Origin of the sequence: Mycobacterium sp. E183, assembly GCF_001667735.1 — a bacterium.
In the GTDB taxonomy this organism is placed as follows: domain Bacteria; phylum Actinomycetota; class Actinomycetes; order Mycobacteriales; family Mycobacteriaceae; genus Mycobacterium.
Genome location: NZ_LZJN01000187.1, coordinates 1 through 17,264, shown reverse-complemented (window position 1 = coordinate 17,264; position 17,264 = coordinate 1). Strand labels below are relative to the sequence as shown.

The window sequence follows — 17,264 nt, the reverse complement described above, 5'->3', positions numbered from 1 at the left end:
TGGGGCTAGGTACGAAAACGGTGGCGATGTCGTCCCTAGGCCCCACGCTCGGTTGTTGACCTGGGGCATCCGACGTGCGGGACGTTAGCCCAGAGCGGCGGCCATGGCCTCTCGCGGCGCCGGTTGCCCTGTGAATAGCTCGACCTGGGTGAACGCCTGGTGCAACAACATCTGCAGGCCGCTGATCACGCGGCCGCCGGCGGCGGCCACCGCGGCGGCCAGCGGCGTGGGCCACGGGTCGTAGACGGCGTCCAGCAGGACCGGGATCGCGGCGAGGGTGCCCGCGTACCGCGCCGCGACGTCGGCGGGGATCGTGCTGACCAGCACCTCGGCGGCGGCCACCGCGGTCCCTAGGCCGTCGTCGTCGATGTTCACGAACCGCGTCCGGACCCCGATTCCGGTGCCCAACTCCACCAGCCGGGCGGCCTTGTCGGGGTTGCGCGCGACGACGGTGATGGCGGGGACGCCCAGCTGCGCCAGGCCCAGGACGGCCGCCGGCGCGGTGCCGCCCGACCCGCACACCAGCGCGGGCCCGGTGGCCGACGAAAGCGCCCCCGCGACGCCGTCGATGTCGGTGTTGTCGGCCCGCCAGCCGGCGGGCGTGCGGACCAGGGTGTTGGCCGACCCCACCCGTTCGGCCCGCTCGGTGCGCTCGTCGGCGAAGCGCAGCGCCGCGAACTTGCCCGGCATGGTGACCGACACCCCGACCCACTCGGGCCCGAAGCCGCCGACGACGGCCGGCAGCCGCTCGCCGTCACATTCGATGCGGTCGTAGGTCCAGTCCAGCAGGCCCAGCGCCCGGTAGGCGGCCAGGTGCAGCTGCGGGGACTTCGAGTGGGCGATCGGCTTGCCGAGCACCGCCGCTTTCCGGGGTCCGCCCTCAGCGCGCGCTATCGAGGACACCGTTGCGCTTAGCCAGCTCGATGTTGGCCAGATGCTGCTGATAATCCTTGGTGAACAGCGTCGTCCCCTGGGCGTCGATGGTGACGAAGTACAGCCAGTCGCCGGGCTCGGGATGCTCGGCGGCGCGCAGCGCGTCGACGCCCGGCGAACAGATCGCCGTCGCGGGCAGCCCCTGCGACACGTAGGTGTTCCACGGCGTCTTCTGGGCGCGGTCGGCGTCGGTGGTGGCCACCTCCCGGCGATCCAGCGGGTAGTTGACCGTCGAGTCGAATTCCAGCGTGTGGTGGGCGTGCAGGCGGTTGTAGATCACCTGCGCGACCTTCGCGAAGTCCTGCGACTTGGATTCCTGCTCCACCAGCGAGGCCACCACCAGGATGTCGTACGGCGACAGGCCCATGGACTGGGCGGTGTCCACCAACCCGGACTTCATGTACTCGACGCCCCCGGCGCTGATCAGGCTCGACAGGATGGTCTCGGCAGAGGCGGACGGGTCCACGTTGAAGGTTCCCGGCGCGATCAGCCCCTCGATCCGGCGATGGTCCTTGCCGAGCTCGGTGAAGGGTTCGACGGCCCACGGCGGCACCGCGAGCGCGGCGGGCGCGCTGTTGGTCGCCGCCGCCCGCAGCTCCTCCACCGCGACGCAGTGCTGGTTGCCGTCGAGGGTCACGCACGTGGCGCGGGAGATCAGCGTCAGGATCCCCGGGGTCACCACGTTGGTCTTCATGTCGGTGGTGTCGTCGAGCTGACGGCCCTCCGGGATGACCAGCCGGCCCACCCGGCTGTTCGGATCGGCCAGCCGTGCGACGGCGTCGGCCGCCGGGATCTCGGTGCGCATTCGGTAGAAGCCGGGCTGGATCGAGGAGATCTTGCTGTTGCCGTGCGCGGCGTTGACGAATGCCCGGACGGTCTTGACCACCTGCTCGTGCTGCAGCGTCTCCCCGACGTTGGTGGTCGAGTCACCGTCCTTGATCTGAATCACGATGTCCTGCTTGCCATTTCCGGCGTAGTCGTCGCCGGCTCCGAACACCGTGTGCCACAGCTTGGCGCCGACGAACACGGCCACCAGCACGACGACGGCGACGACCGCGAGCACGATCTTGCCGGCGAACCGCCGCTGGCGTCGGCCCCGTTCGGCCCGGTTCCGGGCGACGCGGCTGCGCTTCCGCGACGTGCCGACCGCCTCGGGCTCGGCGCGTTGCCGTCGTGCGCTGTCAACCATCGGCGGGCTCCCCCGCCGTCAGGGCGGCGCGGCGCTGGTCGAGCCAGCTCTGCAGGATGGCCACCGCGGCCGCCTGGTCGATCACGGCCCGCTGTTCGCGGGCGCGGACGCCGGCCGCGCGCAGCGAGCGCTGCGCGCTCACGGTGGTCAGGCGCTCGTCGGCCAGGCGCACGGGCGTGGGGGCGATCCGCTGGGCCAGCGTGTCGGCCAGCTCCATCGCGTCGATCGCCGACGGGCCGGTGCGGTCGGCCAGCGTGCGTGGCAGCCCGACGACCACCTCGACCGCGCCGAGTTCGGCGGCCAGCTCGGCCAGTCGGCGCACGTGCTTGCCGGAGCGGTCACGGCGCACGGTTTCCACCGGGGTGGCCAGGATGCCGTCGGGGTCGCTGCTGGCGACGCCGATGCGCACGCTGCCGACGTCGATGCCGAGCCGCCGCCCCCGGCCGGGATCCTGGTCAGGGTCGCCGGGCCGGTCGGGCACGCGATGCTGTGCGGGGACCACTCAGCCGACCCGCGCTATCTCGGAGCGGACCGCCTCCAGCGCCGCGTCGATGCGGCTGGGGTCCTTTCCGGAACCCTGCGCCAGGTCCGGCTTGCCTCCGCCGCGGCCGTCGACCGTCGCGGCGAGCTGCTTGATCAGGTCGTTGGCGCGGAGCCCGAGGTCCTGGGCGGCGGGGTTGGCGGCGACCGCGTACGGCACACTGCCCCCCTCGCCCTCGGAGATCAGCGCCACCACGGCGGGGTCGCTGCCCAGCTTGCCGCGGATGTCGCCCACCAGGGAGCGCAGGTCGCCGGCCGTCATCCCCACCGACATGCGTTGCGCCACCACACGGACGTTACCGATACGCTCCGCGCCGGCCGCCGCGTTGGTCGCGGCGGCGCGCGCGCTCGCCAGCCGTGCGCGTTCGAGTTCCTTCTCGGCCGCCTTGAGCCGCTCCACCAGTCCGGCCACCCGGGCGGGCACCTCGTCGGACGGCACCTTCAGCGACGAGGCCAGCCCCGCCATCAGCGCGCGCTCCTTGGCCAGGTGGCGGAAGGAGTCCAGCCCGACGTAGGCCTCCACCCGGCGCACGCCGGAGCCGACCGACGATTCGCCCAGGATGGTCACCGGCCCGATCTGAGCGGAGTTGTGCACGTGGGTCCCGCCGCAGAGCTCGAGCGAGAACGGCCCGCCGATCTCGACCACCCGCACCTCGTCCGGGTAGGCCTCGCCGAACATCGCCATTGCGCCCATCGCCTTGGCCTTCTCCAGCTGCTCGGTGAACGTGTGCACCTCGAAGTCGGCCTGGACGGCCTGGTTGGTGACCTCTTCGACCTGGGTGCGCTGCTCGTCGGACAGCGGACCCTGCCAGTTGAAGTCGAACCGCAGGTAGCCGGGGCGATTCAGCGATCCCGCCTGAACGGCGTTGGGGCCCAGCACCTGTCGCAGCGCGGCATGCACCATGTGGGTGCCCGAGTGGCCCTGGGTGGCGCCCCGGCGCCATTCCGGATCGACCGCGGCGACCACGGTGTCGCCCTCCACGAACTCCCCGGATTCGACGTTGACCCGATGCACCCACAGGGTTTTCGCGATCTTCTGCACGTCGGTGACCGCCGCGCGGGCGCTCGCGCCTGCGCCGGTCCCGCTGATGGTGCCCTCGTCGGCGATCTGCCCGCCGGACTCGGCGTAGAGCGGCGTGCGGTCCAGCACCAGTTCGACTTGCTGCGCGCCCTCGGCGCCGTGCGTGACGACCGGGACCCGCTTGCCGTCCACGAAGATGCCCAGAATCTTTGCCTCGGAGGACAATTCGTCGAAGCCGGTGAATTCCGTCGGGCCGGCGTCGACCAGCTCCCGATAGGCGCTCAGGTCGGCGTGGGCGTGCTTGCGAGCGGCGGCGTCCGCCTTCGCGCGCCGGCGCTGCTCGGCCATCAGTTCCCGGAAGCCGATCTCGTCGACCTGCAGGCCCGCCTCGGCGGCCATCTCCAGGGTCAGCTCGATCGGGAAGCCGTAGGTGTCGTGCAGCGTGAAAGCGTCCGAGCCCGAGATCGCTTTGGCCCCAGCCTCTTTGGTGGTGCCGGCGACCTCGTCGAACAGCTTGGAACCGGCCGCCAGCGTGCGGTTGAACGCGGTCTCCTCGGCGACGGCGATGCGCCTGATCCGGTCGAAGTCGGCGACCAGTTCGGGATACGACGGCCCCATCGCGTCGCGCACGGTGGTCATCAACTCGCCGACGATGGGCCCGTCGATGTCGAGCAGCTTGGCCGAACGGATCACCCGGCGCAGCAGCCGGCGCAGCACGTAGCCGCGACCGTCGTTGCCGGGCGTGACGCCGTCGCCGATCAGGATCGCCGCGGTGCGGCTGTGGTCGGCGATCACCCGGTAGCGCACATCGTCGGAGTGGTTGCCCACGTCATATCCGCGCGGCGCGCGGGCGGCCACCGCGTCGATGACGGGCCGCAGCAGGTCGGTCTCGTACACGTTGTGCACGCCCTGCAGGATGAACGCGACCCGCTCGACGCCCATGCCGGTGTCAATGTTCTTGCGGGGCAACGGGCCGAGGATTTCGAAGTCGGTCTTGGAAGTGCCCTCGCCGCGTTCGTTCTGCATGAACACGAGGTTCCAGATCTCGATGTAGCGGTCTTCGTTGGCCACCGGGCCGCCACCGACCCCGAACTCTTCGCCGCGGTCGTAGTAGATCTCCGACGACGGGCCACACGGGCCGGGGATGCCCATGGACCAGTAGTTGTCTTCCATGCCGCGGCGCTGGATCCGCTCGGCCGGCAGCCCGGCGATCTCCTGCCACAGCTGCACGGCCTCGTCGTCGTCGAAATAGACCGTCGTCCAGATCCTTTCGGGATCCAGGCCGTAGCCGCCCTCGGACAACCCGTTGGTCAGCAGAGTCCACGCCAGCTCGATGGCGCGGCGCTTGAAGTAATCGCCGAACGAGAAGTTGCCGGCCATCTGAAAGAAGGTGTTGTGGCGGGTGGTGATGCCCACCTCGTCGATGTCGGGCGTGCGGATGCACTTTTGGATGCTGGTGGCCGTCGAGTACGGCGGCGTGCGCGCTCCCAGGAAGTACGGCACGAACTGGACCATGCCCGCGTTGACGAACAGCAGGTTGGGGTCGTCGAGGATCACCGATGCGCTCGGCACCTCGGTGTGGCCCGCCTTCACGAAATGATCAAGAAACCGCTTCCTGATCTCGTGTGTCTGCACTTTGAGTCCGCTTCTTCCTTTTGCTTTGTCGCGTGTTGCTTTGTCGCGTGTTGCTTTGTCGCGTGAACGTCTATTCCAGCGTATTCGCTGGAGTAGCTGGCTACCGGGCCGCTAACCCTCCAGAAAGCTCAGCCGCACCGAGCGTTGTGGGTTGTCCCGGTTCAAATCGACCAGCACGATGCTTTGCCAGGTGCCCAGCATCGGCTCGCCCCCGGAGACCGGCACGGTCACCGACGGCGCGACCAGCGCCGGCATCACGTGATCCGCGCCGTGGCCCGGCGAGCCGTGCGAGTGCCGATACCGGTCGTCGCGCGGCAGCAGCCGTTCCAGCGTGTCGAGCAGGTCTTCGTCGGAGCCGGCCCCCGTTTCGATGATGGCGACGCCCGCGGTGGCGTGCGGGACGAACACGTTGCACAACCCGTCGCCCCTCGACCAGCAGAAGCCCCGCACCGCCTCGGTCAGATCGACGATGCGGCGTCGTGTTGTGTCCACGTCCAGCACGTCGGTATGCATCCGAACCAGCCTACGGCGCACACGTTGCGGGCAGCCAATCGATTGTGAGCGCGACCACATTTGGGCATTGCGGGGCGCATTGGGCAGGAGGAAGGTAACTGGTGGGGCCGGTGGCGCCACGGGCTCCTTGGATATAAGCCCTACAGAGGAGGTCGGCCGTGTACGCACGCTCCACCACCATCCAGGCGCAACCCTTGTCGGTCGACATCGGGATCGCGCACGTTCGCGATGTTGTCATGCCCGCCCTCACCGAGATCGAGGGGTGTGTCGGGCTGTCGCTGTTGGTCGACCGGCAGTCCGGGACCTGCATCGCCACCAGCTCGTGGGACAGCATCGACGCGATGCGCGCCAGCGCCGAACGGGTCGCCCCGATTCGCGATCAGGCCGCGCTGATGTTCGACGGCAGCGCGCGGGTCGAGGAGTGGGACATCGCTTTGCTGCACCGCGACCATCCGTCGCGGCAGGGTGCCTGCGTGCGGGCCACCTGGCTCAAGGTGGTGCCGGACCAGCTCACCCGGTCCCTGGACTTCTACCGCTCGTCGGTGCTGCCGGAGCTCGAGGAGCTCGACGGGTTCTGCAGCGCCAGCCTGCTGGTCGACCATCCGGCGTGCCGTCGGGCGGTGTCGTGCTCGACGTTCGACTCGATGGACGCGATGGCCCGCAACAGCGACCGGGCGAACGAATTGCGGAGCAGGCGCGTCCGGGAGCTGGGCGCCGAGGTGATCGACGTCGCCGAATTCGAGCTGGCGATCGCCCACCTGCGGGTGCCCGAGCTGGTCTAGCGCTAGCACGCTTCTTTCGCCGAGTGTCACGCCAGCGTGGCGGCTGCCGACCAGTGTCACGCCAGCGTGACGCTCGATGCGTTCAGGGCAGCGCGTCGCCCGGGAATCCCCGGCAGGGATGCACCTCGAAGGTGAAGACGCCCGCGGCCACACCCGGGTCGTCGGCCATGATCGCGGCGGTGTCGTCGACCGAGGCCGCGAACACCGCGATCCCGCAGACCTCGGAGCCGTCGGTGACCGGCAACACGATGGGCATGACGCCGTCGTCGCGCAGCCCGAAGTTGCGCCGCCCGTGCTCCCAGACGGTCCCCGGTGTCGTCTCGTCGCCGAACCGCGGCCCCTGCTTGAGGATGACGACGCTGTAGGGCTGGGTGGTGGCCAGCAGCCGGCCCATCTCGTCGTCGGTGAAGGTTTTCATGACCGCCCCCGCTTTCCCCGGATGATCGCCCGCAACCGCTCCAGCCGCCCGGCCATCTCCCGCTCACCGCCGCGGCCGGTCGGCCGGTAGTAGTCCACGTCCACCAACTCGTCCGGCGGATATTGCTGGGCCAGGACACCGTCGGGATCGTTGTGCGAATACCGATACCCCTGCGCGTGTCCCAGCGCCGCCGCGCCGGAATAGTGCCCGTCGCGCAGGTGGGGCGGCACCAGGCCCGCCTTGCCCGCCTTGATGTCGTCCATCGCCGCGGCGAGCGCGGTGGTCACGGAGTTCGACTTGGGCGCGGTGGCCAGGTGGATGGTGGCGTGGGCCAGCGTCAGCTGCGCCTCGGGCATGCCGATCAGCTGCACGGTCTGCGCGGCCGCCACCGCGATCTGCAGCGCGCTGGGGTCGGCCATGCCGATGTCCTCGCTGGCCAGGATCATCAGCCGCCGCGCGAGGAACCGCGGGTCCTCCCCCGCGACGAGCATGCGGGCCAGGTAGTGCAGCGCCGCGTCGACGTCCGAGCCCCGCACCGACTTGATGAAGGCGCTGATGACGTCGTAGTGCTGGTCGCCGTCCCGGTCGTAGCGCACCGCGGCCTTGTCCAGCGACTGCTCGATGGTCTCGACGCTCACCGACTCGGTGGCTTCGGCCGCGACCTCCAGCGCGGTCAGCGCCCGCCGGGCGTCGCCGGCGGCCAGCCGCACCAGCAGGTCGACGGCCTCGGGCGTCACCGCGACCCGGCCGTCCAGTCCGCGCGGATCGTCGATCGCCCGCTGTACCACGGCGCGGATGTCGTCGGCGCTGAGCGGGCGCAGCTGCAGGATCAGCGAGCGGGACAGCAGCGGCGCCACGACCGAGAACGACGGGTTCTCGGTGGTCGCGGCCACCAGCAGCACCACCCGGTTCTCCACGGCGGACAGCAGGGCGTCCTGCTGGGTCTTGGAGAAGCGGTGCACCTCGTCGATGAACAGCACCGTCTGCTCGCCGCGCAACAACGCCTGCCGCGCCTGGTCGATGACGGCGCGCACGTCTTTGACCCCGGCCGACAGCGCCGACAGCGCCTCGAACCGGCGACCGGTCGCCTGGGAGATCAGCGCGGCCAGCGTCGTCTTGCCGCTGCCGGGCGGGCCGTAGAGGATGGCCGACGCCACGCCGGATCCCTCGACCAGGCGGCGCAGCGGCGACCCGGGCGCCAGCAGGTGCTCCTGGCCGACCACCTCGTCCAACGAGGCCGGCCGCATGCGCACGGCCAGCGGCGCACCGGCCGACACGCCCAGGCCGTGATCGCTCGTCGGCGCCGCGCCGGGCAGGTCAAAAAGACCGTCGGACACGGCATCAGGCATACCACGAAAACGAATCCGGGCGCCGCCCCGACATCTTTGCTAAGTTCCCGTGTGCGCGTGCCCACAGGTTGAGTCAACAGCTAGGACGGACATGAGCCAGCCTCCCGAATATCCAGGCACCCCGGCCGACCCGTACGGCAGCGAGCACAACCCTCCGGGCTATCCGCCCCCGCCCGGTTACGGCGCGCCTCCCCCGCAATCACCCGGCTACGGCGTACCTCCCCCGCAATCACCCGGCTACGGCCCGCCCCCGGGCTACGGCACCCCGCCGCCCGGCTACGGCCCGCCGCCCAGCTATGGCGCGCCCCCGCCGGGGTACGGCGGCTACCCCCAGCCCGGCTATGGGGCACCCGCCGCCCCGGGGTTCAGCGTCGGTGACGCCTTCAGCTGGGCTTGGAACACGTTCACCAAGAACGCGCTGGTGTTGATCGTGCCGGCGCTGGTGTACGGCCTGTTGTTCGGCGTGGCCACCGGGGTGAACATCGCGGGCCAGAACATGTCGCCGAACACGGCGACCAGTGACGACTACGGCTTTTATTTCACGACCAACCTCACCGGCGCCGCCCTGGTCGTCTTCATCATCGGCACCCTGCTGACCTACCTGGTCACCGCGTTCGCCCAGGCCGGCTTCCTGTCCGGCTGCCTGGACATCGCCGACGGGCGGCCGGTGACCATCGCGTCGTTCTTCAGGCCCCGCAACCTGGGGATGGCATTCCTGGCCGCGCTGATCGTCGGTGTCCTCACCTCGATCGGCTACTCGTTGTGCTTCGTTCCGGGCCTGGTGCTGAGCCTGTTCGTGCAGTTCACCATCCTGTTCGTCGTCGATCGTTCGGAGTCGGCGATCAAGGGCTTCACCTCCAGCTTCTCGCTGGTGGGGTCGAATTTCGCCAACGCGCTGCTGGTGTGGCTGGTGGTGATGGCCCTGATCTTCGCCGGGGCGCTGGCGTGCGGGGTCGGCCTGCTGGTGACGGCGCCGCTCGACGCGCTGATCCTGACCTACGCCTACCGCAAGCTGACCGGCGGCCAGGTTGTTCCCGTGCCGCAAGCGGGCTACCAGCCGGGCCCGCCGCCCGGGCCGCAGCAGGTCTGACCTCAAAGCCACGCCCGAAGTTACGGCGCTGTTAGCCGCGGCTGTGGTGCGCTGCGGCCTTGTGGCGCTTGTGATGCAATCACCTTGTTATGAGCATCAAAGTCGCGCTGGAGCACCGCACCAGCTACACCTTTGACCGGCCGGTCCGGGTGTTCCCGCACGTCGTTCGGCTGCGACCGGCGCCCCATTGCCGCACGCCCCTCGAGGCCTACTCGCTGCGCATCGAGCCGGAAGAGCACTTCATCAACTGGCAGCAGGACGTGGTAGGCAATTTCCTTGCGCGGCTTGTTTTTCCGAATCCGATGCGCCGGCTGACCATCACGGTGGGACTCATCGCCGACCTCAAGGTGATCAACCCGTTCGACTTCTTCATCGAGGACTGGGCCGAGACCTGGGCCCCCTCCACCGGACGGGCCGGGCTGACCTATCCCAAGGATCTGGCCGACGACCTGGAGCCCTACCTGCGCCCCGTCGACGAAGCGGGCGAGGGATCGGGGCCGGGTGAGCTCACGCGGGCGTGGGTGGAGAACTTCTCGGTGGACGAGGGCACGCGCACCATCGACTTGCTGGTCGCGCTCAACCACGCGGTCAACGCCGACGTCGCCTACAGCCTGCGGATGGAACCCGGTGTCCAGACACCTGATTACACGCTGCGCACCGGGGTGGGCTCGTGCCGCGACTCCGCGTGGCTGCTGGTGTCGATTCTGCGCCAGCTCGGCCTGGCCGCCCGCTTCGTGTCGGGATATCTGGTGCAGCTCGCCTCGGACGTGGAGGCGCTCGACGGGCCGTCGGGCCCCGCCGCCGACTTCACCGACCTGCACGCCTGGACCGAGGTGTACATCCCGGGCGCGGGCTGGATCGGGCTGGACCCGACGTCGGGGCTGTTCGCCGGCGAGGGCCACATCCCGCTGGCCGCCACGCCGCACCCGGCGTCCGCGGCACCCATCAGCGGCGGCACCGAGCCCTGCGAATCCGTGCTGGAGTTCTCCAACACCGTCACCCGCATCCACGAGGACCCCCGCGTCACGCTGCCCTACACCGACGAGGCGTGGCAGACGATCTGCGACGTCGGCCGGCGCGTGGACGAACGGCTGGCCGCCGCCGACGTGCGGCTGACCATCGGCGGTGAGCCGACCTTCGTCTCGGTGGACAATCAGGTCGCCAAGGAGTGGACCACCGCCGCCGACGGGCCGCACAAGCGGCAGCGCGCCTCCGACCTGGCCGCGCGCCTCAAGGAGGTGTGGGCGCCGAACGGGTTGATCCAGCGCGGGCAGGGCCGTTGGTATCCGGGCGAACCGTTGCCGCGCTGGCAGATTGCGCTCTACTGGCGCACCGACGGGCGGCCGCTGTGGAACGACGGCGCGCTGTTGGCCGACCCGTGGGGGGACCGGCCGGAAGCAGTCGACGGTGAGGCCGCCCGCCAGGTGCTCGCCGGCCTCGCCGACGGGCTGGGGCTGCCACTTTCGCAGGTGCGGCCCGCCTACGAGGACCCGCTGCACCGGCTGGCGGAAAAAGTCCGGCAACCGCAGGGCGACCCGGTGGACCCGGCCGACGACCTCGAGGAGGACACCCCCGCCGGTCGCGCGGCGCTGCTGGGCCGCCTCGACGAATCCGTAACGGCCCCGGCGGCTTTCGTGCTGCCGCTGCACCGCCGCGACGACGGCGCCGGGTGGGCCAGCGCGGACTGGCGGCTGCGCCGGGGCCGAATCGTGCTGCTGCACGGCGATTCTCCGGCGGGTCTGCGCCTGCCCCTGGACGCGATCAGCTGGCGCCCGCCGCGCCCGTCGTTCGACGCCGATCCCCACGCCGCCGGCGACGCGCTGACGACGGAATCGGACCAGGCGGTGGTGGACGACTCCGACACCGCCCCGCCCACCGCGATGGTCGCCGAGGTGCGCGACGGGCTGCTCTACCTTTTCATGCCGCCCACCGAGGCACTGGAACACTTCGTCGACCTCATCGCCCGCGTCGAGGCCGCCGCGGCCAAGGCTGACTGCCCGGTCGTGATCGAGGGCTACGATCCCCCGCCGGACCCCCGGCTGAGGTCGACCACGATCACCCCGGACCCCGGCGTCATCGAGGTCAACGTCGCGCCCACCGCCAGCTTCGCCGAACAGAGCCAGCAGCTCGAAACCCTCTACGAGCAAGCGCGATTGGCCCGGCTGTCCACCGAGTCGTTCGACGTCGACGGCACCCACGGCGGCACCGGCGGCGGCAACCACATCACGCTGGGCGGCGTCACCCCCGCGGACTCGCCCCTGCTGCGGCGCCCGGACCTGTTGGTCTCGCTGCTGACGTACTGGCAACGACACCCGTCGCTGTCCTATTTGTTCGCCGGCCGGTTCGTCGGCACCACCTCACAGGCACCACGCGTCGACGAGGGCCGCGCCGAGGCCCTCTACGAGCTCGAGATCGCGTTCGCCGAAATCACCCGGCTCTCCGGACCTTTCGGGGGCAACGCCCCCCGGCCGTGGGTGATCGACCGCGCGTTGCGCCACCTGCTGACCGATATCACCGGCAACACCCACCGCGCCGAATTCTGCATCGACAAGCTCTACAGCCCCGACAGCCCCCGCGGCCGGCTCGGCCTGCTGGAGTTGCGCGGGTTCGAGATGCCCCCGCATCTGCGCATGGCGATGGTGCAATCGCTGCTGGTGCGCTCGCTGGTGGCGTGGTTCTGGGACGAGCCGCTGCGCGCCCCGCTGATCCGCCACGGCGCCAACCTACATGGGCGATACCTGTTGCCGCACTTCCTGATTCACGACATCGCCGATGTCGCCGCCGACCTGCGCGCGGACGGCATCGCGTTCGAGACCAGCTGGCTGGACCCGTTCACCGAGTTCCGCTTCCCGCGCATCGGCACCGCGGTGTTCGACGGCGTCGAGATCGAGTTGCGCGGGGCGATCGAACCGTGGAACACCCTCGGCGAGGAGGCCACGGCCAGCGGCACCGCCCGCTACGTCGACTCGTCGGTCGAGCGCATCCAGATCCGGATCATCGGCGCGGACCGCCACCGTTACGTGGTGACGGTCAACGGCTACCCGGTGCCGCTGCTGGCCACCGACAACCCCGACATCCACGTAGGCGGGGTCCGGTTCAAGGCGTGGCAGCCGCCCAGCGCGCTGCACCCGACGATCAGCACCGACGTCCCCCTGCAGTTCGAGCTGATCGACCTGACGACGGGCACGTCGCGCGGCGGGTGCACCTATCACGTCGCGCACCCCGGCGGGCGGGCCTACGACGAACCGCCCGTCAACGCCGTCGAGGCCGAGGCGCGCCGCGCCCGCCGGTTCGAGGCCACCGGCTTCACCCCCGGCAAGCTCGACTTGTCGGACATCCGGGAAAAGCAGGCACGCATCTTCACCGACATCGGCGCGCCGGGCATCCTAGACCTGCGCCGCGTGCGTACCGTTCAGCAGTAATGGCGTTTGCGGACATGACATTCGGCACCGGTGCACCCCCGGCGGCCGCTGGCGGGCGCCACGAGGACCGCTACGAAGACGCGGACCGCCTGCTTGCCGGGTATCGCGCCGCACGCGCCCAGGAGGCGCTGTTCGATCTGCGGCACGGCCCCGCCGCCGGTTACGACGAATTCGTCGATCAGGACGGGAACGTCCGACCGGCCTGGGCGGAGCTGGCCGACACCATCGCCGAGCGCGGCCGGGCGGGGCTGGACCGGCTGCGGTCGGTGGTGCGCAGCCTGATCGACAGCGACGGCATCACTTACACCGACGTCGAACCCGGCGGGCACGGCCTGGAGCCTCGGCCGTGGATCCTCGACACGCTGCCGATCGTGCTGTCCGCCGCGGAATGGGAGTTGCTGGAGGCCGGTCTGGTGCAGCGGTCCCGCCTGCTCGACGCCGTGCTCGCCGACCTGTACGGATCGCGCAGCCTGCTCACCGAGGGCGTGCTGCCGCCGGAGCTGCTGTTCGCCCATCCGGGCTACGTGCGGGCCGCCAACGGCATCGAAATACCCGGGCATCACCAGCTTTTCCTGCACGCCTGTGACGTCAGCCGGCTGCCGGACGGAGCCTTTCAGGTCAACGCCGACTGGACGCAGGCGCCGTCCGGCGCCGGCTACGCGCTGGCCGACCGGCGCGTCGTCGCGCACTCGGTCCCCGACCTCTACGAGCGGATCGCACCGCGACCGACGACGCCGTTCGCCCAGGCCTTGCGGCTGGCGCTGATCGATGCCGCGCCCGACGTTGCCCAGGATCCCGTGGTGGTGGTGCTCAGCCCGGGTATCTTTTCCGAAACCGCCTTCGATCAGGCGTATCTGGCCACGCTCCTGGGTTTCCCGTTGGTGGAGAGCGCGGACCTGGTGGTGCGCGACGGCAAATTGTGGATGCGCTCGCTGGGCACCTTGAAACGGGTCGACGTCGTCCTGCGTCGGGTGGACGCCGATTACGCCGACCCGCTGGATCTGCGCGCCGACTCCCGGCTCGGGGTGGCCGGTCTGGTGGAGGCGTGCCACCGCGGGACGGTGACCGTGGTCAACACGTTTGGCAGCGGCATCCTGGAAAACCCCGGGCTGCTGCGGTTTCTGCCCCAGCTGTCCGAGCGCCTGCTGTCCGAGGCCCCGCTGCTGCACACCGCGCCGGTCTATTGGGGCGGCATCGCCAGCGAACGCTCGCACCTGCTGGCGAACCTGTCGTCGCTTTTGGTGAAGTCTACCGTCGGCGGGAAAGCCCTTGTCGGGCCGACGCTTTCGTCGTATCAGCTGACACAACTGGCCGGCCGGATCGAGAAGATGCCGTGGCAGTGGATCGGCCAGGAGCTGCCACAGTTCTCGTCGGCGCCCACCGACCACGCCGGGGTGTTGTCGTCGGCCGGCGTCGGGATCCGGTTGTTCAACGTCGCCCAGCGCAGCGGGTACGCCCCCATGATTGGCGGGGTCGGCTACGTGCTGGCACCCGGTCCCGCCGCGTACACGCTGGAAACCGTTGCCGCTAAGGATGTCTGGGTCCGCCCGACGGAGCGTGCGCGGGCCGAGGCGGTGAGTCTGCCGTCCCCGCCGCCACCGGCGAAGTCCGCGGCCGGTACCTGGGGCGTCAGCTCGCCGCGCGTGCTGTCCGACCTGTTCTGGATCGGCCGCTACGGCGAGCGCGCGGAGAACATGGCGCGGCTGCTGCTGGTCGCCCGCGACAGGTTCCACGTGTACCGGCATCAGCAGCACACCGAGGAGAGCGCGTGTGTGCCGGTGCTGATGGCCGCGCTGGGCCTGATCACCGGGACCGACACGAGCGCCGACGACTGGACCGACGAGAGTGCCAGGGACGCAGCCGAAATGATCGCAGTCGCGCCCTCGACGTTGTGGTCGTTGACCGTGGACCCCGATCGCCCCGGGTCCCTGGTGCAGTCGGTGGAAGGTCTGGCGCTGGCCGCCAGGGCGGTGCGAGACCAGATGTCGAACGACACCTGGATGGTGCTGGCCGGGGTGGAACGAGCGCTGGCGCAGCGTCGCGAGCCGCCGGACTCGCTCGCCGAAGCCGACGCGCTCCTCGCGTCGGCTCAGGTGCAGACGCTGGCCGGGATGCTGACCCTTGCGGGTGTGGCCGGTGAGTCGATGGTGCGCGACGTGGGCTGGTCGATGATGGACATCGGCAAGCGCATCGAACGCGGCCTGTGGCTGACCGCGCTGCTGCGGGCGACGCTGACCGCCGTCCGCGGCGCCATCGCCGAGCAGACGATCATCGAGGCGACGCTGGTGGCGTGCGAGTCCTCGGTGATCTACCGACGCCGCACCGTGGGCAAGGTGAGCGTCGCCGCCGTGGCCGAGCTGATGCTGTTCGACGCGCAGAACCCGCGCTCGTTGCTGTACCAGGTCGAGCGGCTGCGGGCCAACCTCAAAGACCTGCCGGGTGCATCGGGATCGTCGCGGCCGGAGCGGCTGGTGGACGAGATCGGCACCCTGTTGCGCCGCTCGCATCCCGCCGAGCTGGAAGAGGTCAGCGAGGACGGGCTGCGCACGGAGCTGGCCGAGCTACTCGATTCGGTGCACACGCAGTTGCGCGAGCTGGCCGAGGTCATCACCACCACGCAGCTGGCGCTGCCCGCCGTGCAGCCGCTGTGGGGCCCCGACGTACGCCGGGTGATGCCAGCCTAAGGCGACGCGGTTCATTGCGTCACACGGGTTCGTCGTCAGATCCGCGCTCAGCGATGCGCATCGATTAGATCGGCAACCGCCTTTTGGGCATCCGTTGGGCGTAGCGGAGGCGTGGCGAACATCTCGGCAATCATCATCGCCACCGGTGTTGTCCACAGCAGCAGGCCCAACGCAACGGCATGTTCACGGTTGGCCCCGGTATTCAAACGTGTGATCAATGCCGCTAGGGCCGCGCCGAGACGCTTCAAGTGGTGCTCATCAAGGCCGTCACGCAAGTCCTTGGTTGCGATGAGAATCTCCAACCCCGCCATGGCCTTTGGATTGGCGAAGGCGTCCCATGCTGCCCGCACCAGGTCTTGGGTGTCCATGACCTGCTCACCGGCCAACACCTCCAGCGAGGCGACGAGACGGTCAACGGCATCTTCGATCACCGCAGTTAGCAGACCATCGCGGTCCCCGAAGTGATGTTGAATGACACCCCAACTCACGCCGGCGCGCTCAATGATGTGCCGGGCACTAGCCGCGGAGAAGCCTTCCTCGCGAATGCACCGAACCGTTTCGTCGATGAGTAACTCGCGGGTCCGGTCCCCGCGCTGCTGTCGCCCGGTGCTCGGACGGCGCGGGGCGGTTCGTCTGCGCCCAGTCATGTCTGTGATCCGCGCTGGCTCATTCACAGCACCCTAGGTCAGTAGCCTTGCGATTAAAACATGGCGTATGCCATGCTTTCGGCGTTCAGCTTACCTCACCCGAAAGCCCACCTCATGTCTCAGACGATCAGCGCCGACAACACGAACGCTTACCCGGCCGAGGGCGGACTCTCGTCACTGCAAAAGTCGCTCTTGGGCGTCCTGGCGTTCTTCTTCGTCATCCAGATCGTCTTCTGGTACCTCGAATTCCATGCTGGGGTGTCCCACGTCGTCGCGTCCACCACGTTGGTCGTCTTCGTCGTGGGCTGTTTCTCGACGGCCCTTGCGCTCCCGTGGCTTCCGCTTCCAGGTCAACGTGACCGCACGAAGTGGGACCGTTTAGGCGCGATGGTGATCGTCTGGGTCTTCATCGCCCTGATTCCACGATTCATCTGGGAACTGCCGTGGCTCCTGTTCTTCGATCAGATCAGAAACGGCGTGCAGCATGGCGCGCTGTGGACGTACATGTGGTCACCCATCTTGCTCGGAGGCGACGCGCGGTACCTGAACGGCGACCCGCTCATCGTCGTCCTTGAGTGGATCGCCTTCTTCATTGGACTCTTCGAGGCGTATGCCATGGTGCAGTTCTTCCGGAATGGTAAGCGCTTCACCAGCATTCAGCTGTCATTCATCATGGGTGGGATGATCGTTGAGGTCACGCTGCCTGCGGTCTACTTCGGGGTGGAGATCGCTAACAATCTGCAAAGCATGACAAGCCCAGCCGAGATGTGGGTCAAGTTCGTGGTTCTGAACCTCTTGTGGTGCACCATGCCACTCGTCACCTACTTCTGGGGTGTTCGCAGGTTGGCTCGCCAGGATCTTGCCGTGAAGTTTTAGCTCGCTTGACGGGTCGACCTAACTAAAATCCAGCGATCGCGAGCGCGGCGGAGCCGGGCGAAACGGGTCGTTACGTCAAACGGGTTCGTCGTCGTCGGTGTCGCGGAGGAAGCGTTCGGGGTGGTGGTAGGTGTTGGTGCGGGGTTGGCCGCGGTCGAGGTGGGG

13 protein-coding genes and 1 pseudogene are annotated in these 17,264 nt (G+C 69.3%); 5 read left to right on the top strand and 9 right to left on the bottom strand.

Features of this window, described 5'->3' with window-relative positions; all coding sequences use genetic code 11:
* Nucleotides 1-84: 84 nt before the first annotated feature.
* From A5691_RS22410 to A5691_RS22390, 5 genes are all read right to left on the bottom strand, one after another.
* Complete coding sequence (locus tag A5691_RS22410; protein WP_369807410.1) at nt 85-894, bottom strand: shikimate dehydrogenase; 810 nt, start codon at nt 892-894, stop codon at nt 85-87.
* A complete protein-coding gene (mltG, locus tag A5691_RS22405) occupies nt 881-2,122 on the bottom strand; it encodes an endolytic transglycosylase MltG (protein WP_067752790.1) in 1,242 nt (413 codons plus the stop codon). The genes A5691_RS22410 and mltG overlap by 14 nt, the downstream gene beginning before the upstream one ends.
* Nucleotides 2,115-2,624, bottom strand: coding sequence for a Holliday junction resolvase RuvX (gene ruvX / locus A5691_RS22400; RefSeq protein WP_067752787.1), 510 nt, complete (start codon nt 2,622-2,624; stop codon nt 2,115-2,117). The genes mltG and ruvX overlap by 8 nt, the downstream gene beginning before the upstream one ends.
* Nucleotides 2,625-5,318 carry an alanine--tRNA ligase gene (alaS, locus tag A5691_RS22395; RefSeq protein WP_068266792.1) on the bottom strand — a complete coding sequence of 898 codons (2,694 nt, stop codon included), beginning with the start codon at nt 5,316-5,318 and terminating at the stop codon, nt 2,625-2,627.
* A 111-nt stretch (nt 5,319-5,429) separates the two neighbouring features.
* A complete protein-coding gene (locus tag A5691_RS22390) occupies nt 5,430-5,819 on the bottom strand; it encodes a secondary thiamine-phosphate synthase enzyme YjbQ (protein WP_197499176.1) in 390 nt (129 codons plus the stop codon).
* Nucleotides 5,820-5,989: 170 nt separating this feature from the next.
* Here A5691_RS22390 and A5691_RS22385 point away from each other — a divergent pair, with 170 nt between their 5' ends.
* Nucleotides 5,990-6,613, top strand: coding sequence for a hypothetical protein (locus tag A5691_RS22385; protein ID WP_067752779.1), 624 nt, complete (start codon nt 5,990-5,992; stop codon nt 6,611-6,613).
* Between the two features lie 82 nt (nt 6,614-6,695).
* Here A5691_RS22385 and A5691_RS22380 read toward each other — a convergent pair whose 3' ends face one another.
* Both A5691_RS22380 and A5691_RS22375 read right to left on the bottom strand, forming a co-directional pair.
* Nucleotides 6,696-7,031 carry a hypothetical protein gene (locus tag A5691_RS22380; RefSeq protein WP_067752775.1) on the bottom strand — a complete coding sequence of 112 codons (336 nt, stop codon included), beginning with the start codon at nt 7,029-7,031 and terminating at the stop codon, nt 6,696-6,698.
* A complete protein-coding gene (locus A5691_RS22375; RefSeq protein ID WP_067784187.1) occupies nt 7,028-8,380 on the bottom strand; it encodes a replication-associated recombination protein A in 1,353 nt (450 codons plus the stop codon). Before A5691_RS22375 ends, A5691_RS22380 begins: the two co-directional genes overlap by 4 nt.
* 91 nt (nt 8,381-8,471) lie before the next feature.
* Here A5691_RS22375 and A5691_RS22370 point away from each other — a divergent pair, with 91 nt between their 5' ends.
* From A5691_RS22370 to A5691_RS22360, 3 genes are all read left to right on the top strand, one after another.
* Complete coding sequence (locus A5691_RS22370) at nt 8,472-9,470, top strand: hypothetical protein (RefSeq protein WP_068266790.1); 999 nt, start codon at nt 8,472-8,474, stop codon at nt 9,468-9,470.
* A gap of 89 nt (nt 9,471-9,559) precedes the next feature.
* Nucleotides 9,560-12,892, top strand: a complete 3,333-nt coding sequence (locus tag A5691_RS22365) for a DUF2126 domain-containing protein (protein WP_067780813.1) — start codon at nt 9,560-9,562, stop codon at nt 12,890-12,892.
* The gene (locus A5691_RS22360; protein ID WP_068015416.1) at nt 12,892-15,576 is read left to right on the top strand and encodes a circularly permuted type 2 ATP-grasp protein; all 2,685 of its coding nucleotides are present in this window, start codon (nt 12,892-12,894) and stop codon (nt 15,574-15,576) included. The genes A5691_RS22365 and A5691_RS22360 overlap by 1 nt, the downstream gene beginning before the upstream one ends.
* Nucleotides 15,577-15,623: 47 nt before the next feature.
* On the opposite strand, the gene A5691_RS22355 is transcribed toward A5691_RS22360, so the two are convergent.
* Both A5691_RS22355 and A5691_RS28830 read right to left on the bottom strand, forming a co-directional pair.
* Nucleotides 15,624-16,064: a TetR/AcrR family transcriptional regulator gene (locus tag A5691_RS22355; protein WP_231980956.1), complete on the bottom strand. Its 441-nt coding sequence runs from the start codon at nt 16,062-16,064 to the stop codon at nt 15,624-15,626.
* Nucleotides 16,065-16,223, bottom strand: a pseudogene (locus A5691_RS28830) (TetR/AcrR family transcriptional regulator); the annotation flags it as partial.
* Between the two features lie 114 nt (nt 16,224-16,337).
* Here A5691_RS28830 and A5691_RS22350 point away from each other — a divergent pair.
* The gene (locus tag A5691_RS22350) at nt 16,338-17,099 is read left to right on the top strand and encodes a hypothetical protein (RefSeq protein ID WP_067751451.1); all 762 of its coding nucleotides are present in this window, start codon (nt 16,338-16,340) and stop codon (nt 17,097-17,099) included.
* The last annotated feature ends 165 nt before the right edge of the window (nt 17,100-17,264 follow it).

Bases quoted from the DNA above. Each gene is read 5' to 3' on its own strand.
- A5691_RS22370 (WP_068266790.1), top strand. From the start codon at position 8,472: ATGAGCCAGCCTCCCGAATATCCAGGCACCCCGGCCGACCCGTACGGC.
- A5691_RS22365 (WP_067780813.1), top strand. From the start codon at position 9,560: ATGAGCATCAAAGTCGCGCTGGAGCACCGCACCAGCTACACCTTTGAC.
- A5691_RS22375 (WP_067784187.1), bottom strand. From the start codon at position 8,380: ATGCCTGATGCCGTGTCCGACGGTCTTTTTGACCTGCCCGGCGCGGCG.
- A5691_RS22360 (WP_068015416.1), top strand. From the start codon at position 12,892: ATGGCGTTTGCGGACATGACATTCGGCACCGGTGCACCCCCGGCGGCC.
- A5691_RS22380 (WP_067752775.1), bottom strand. From the start codon at position 7,031: ATGAAAACCTTCACCGACGACGAGATGGGCCGGCTGCTGGCCACCACC.
- mltG (WP_067752790.1), bottom strand. From the start codon at position 2,122: ATGGTTGACAGCGCACGACGGCAACGCGCCGAGCCCGAGGCGGTCGGC.
- A5691_RS22350 (WP_067751451.1), top strand. From the start codon at position 16,338: ATGTCTCAGACGATCAGCGCCGACAACACGAACGCTTACCCGGCCGAG.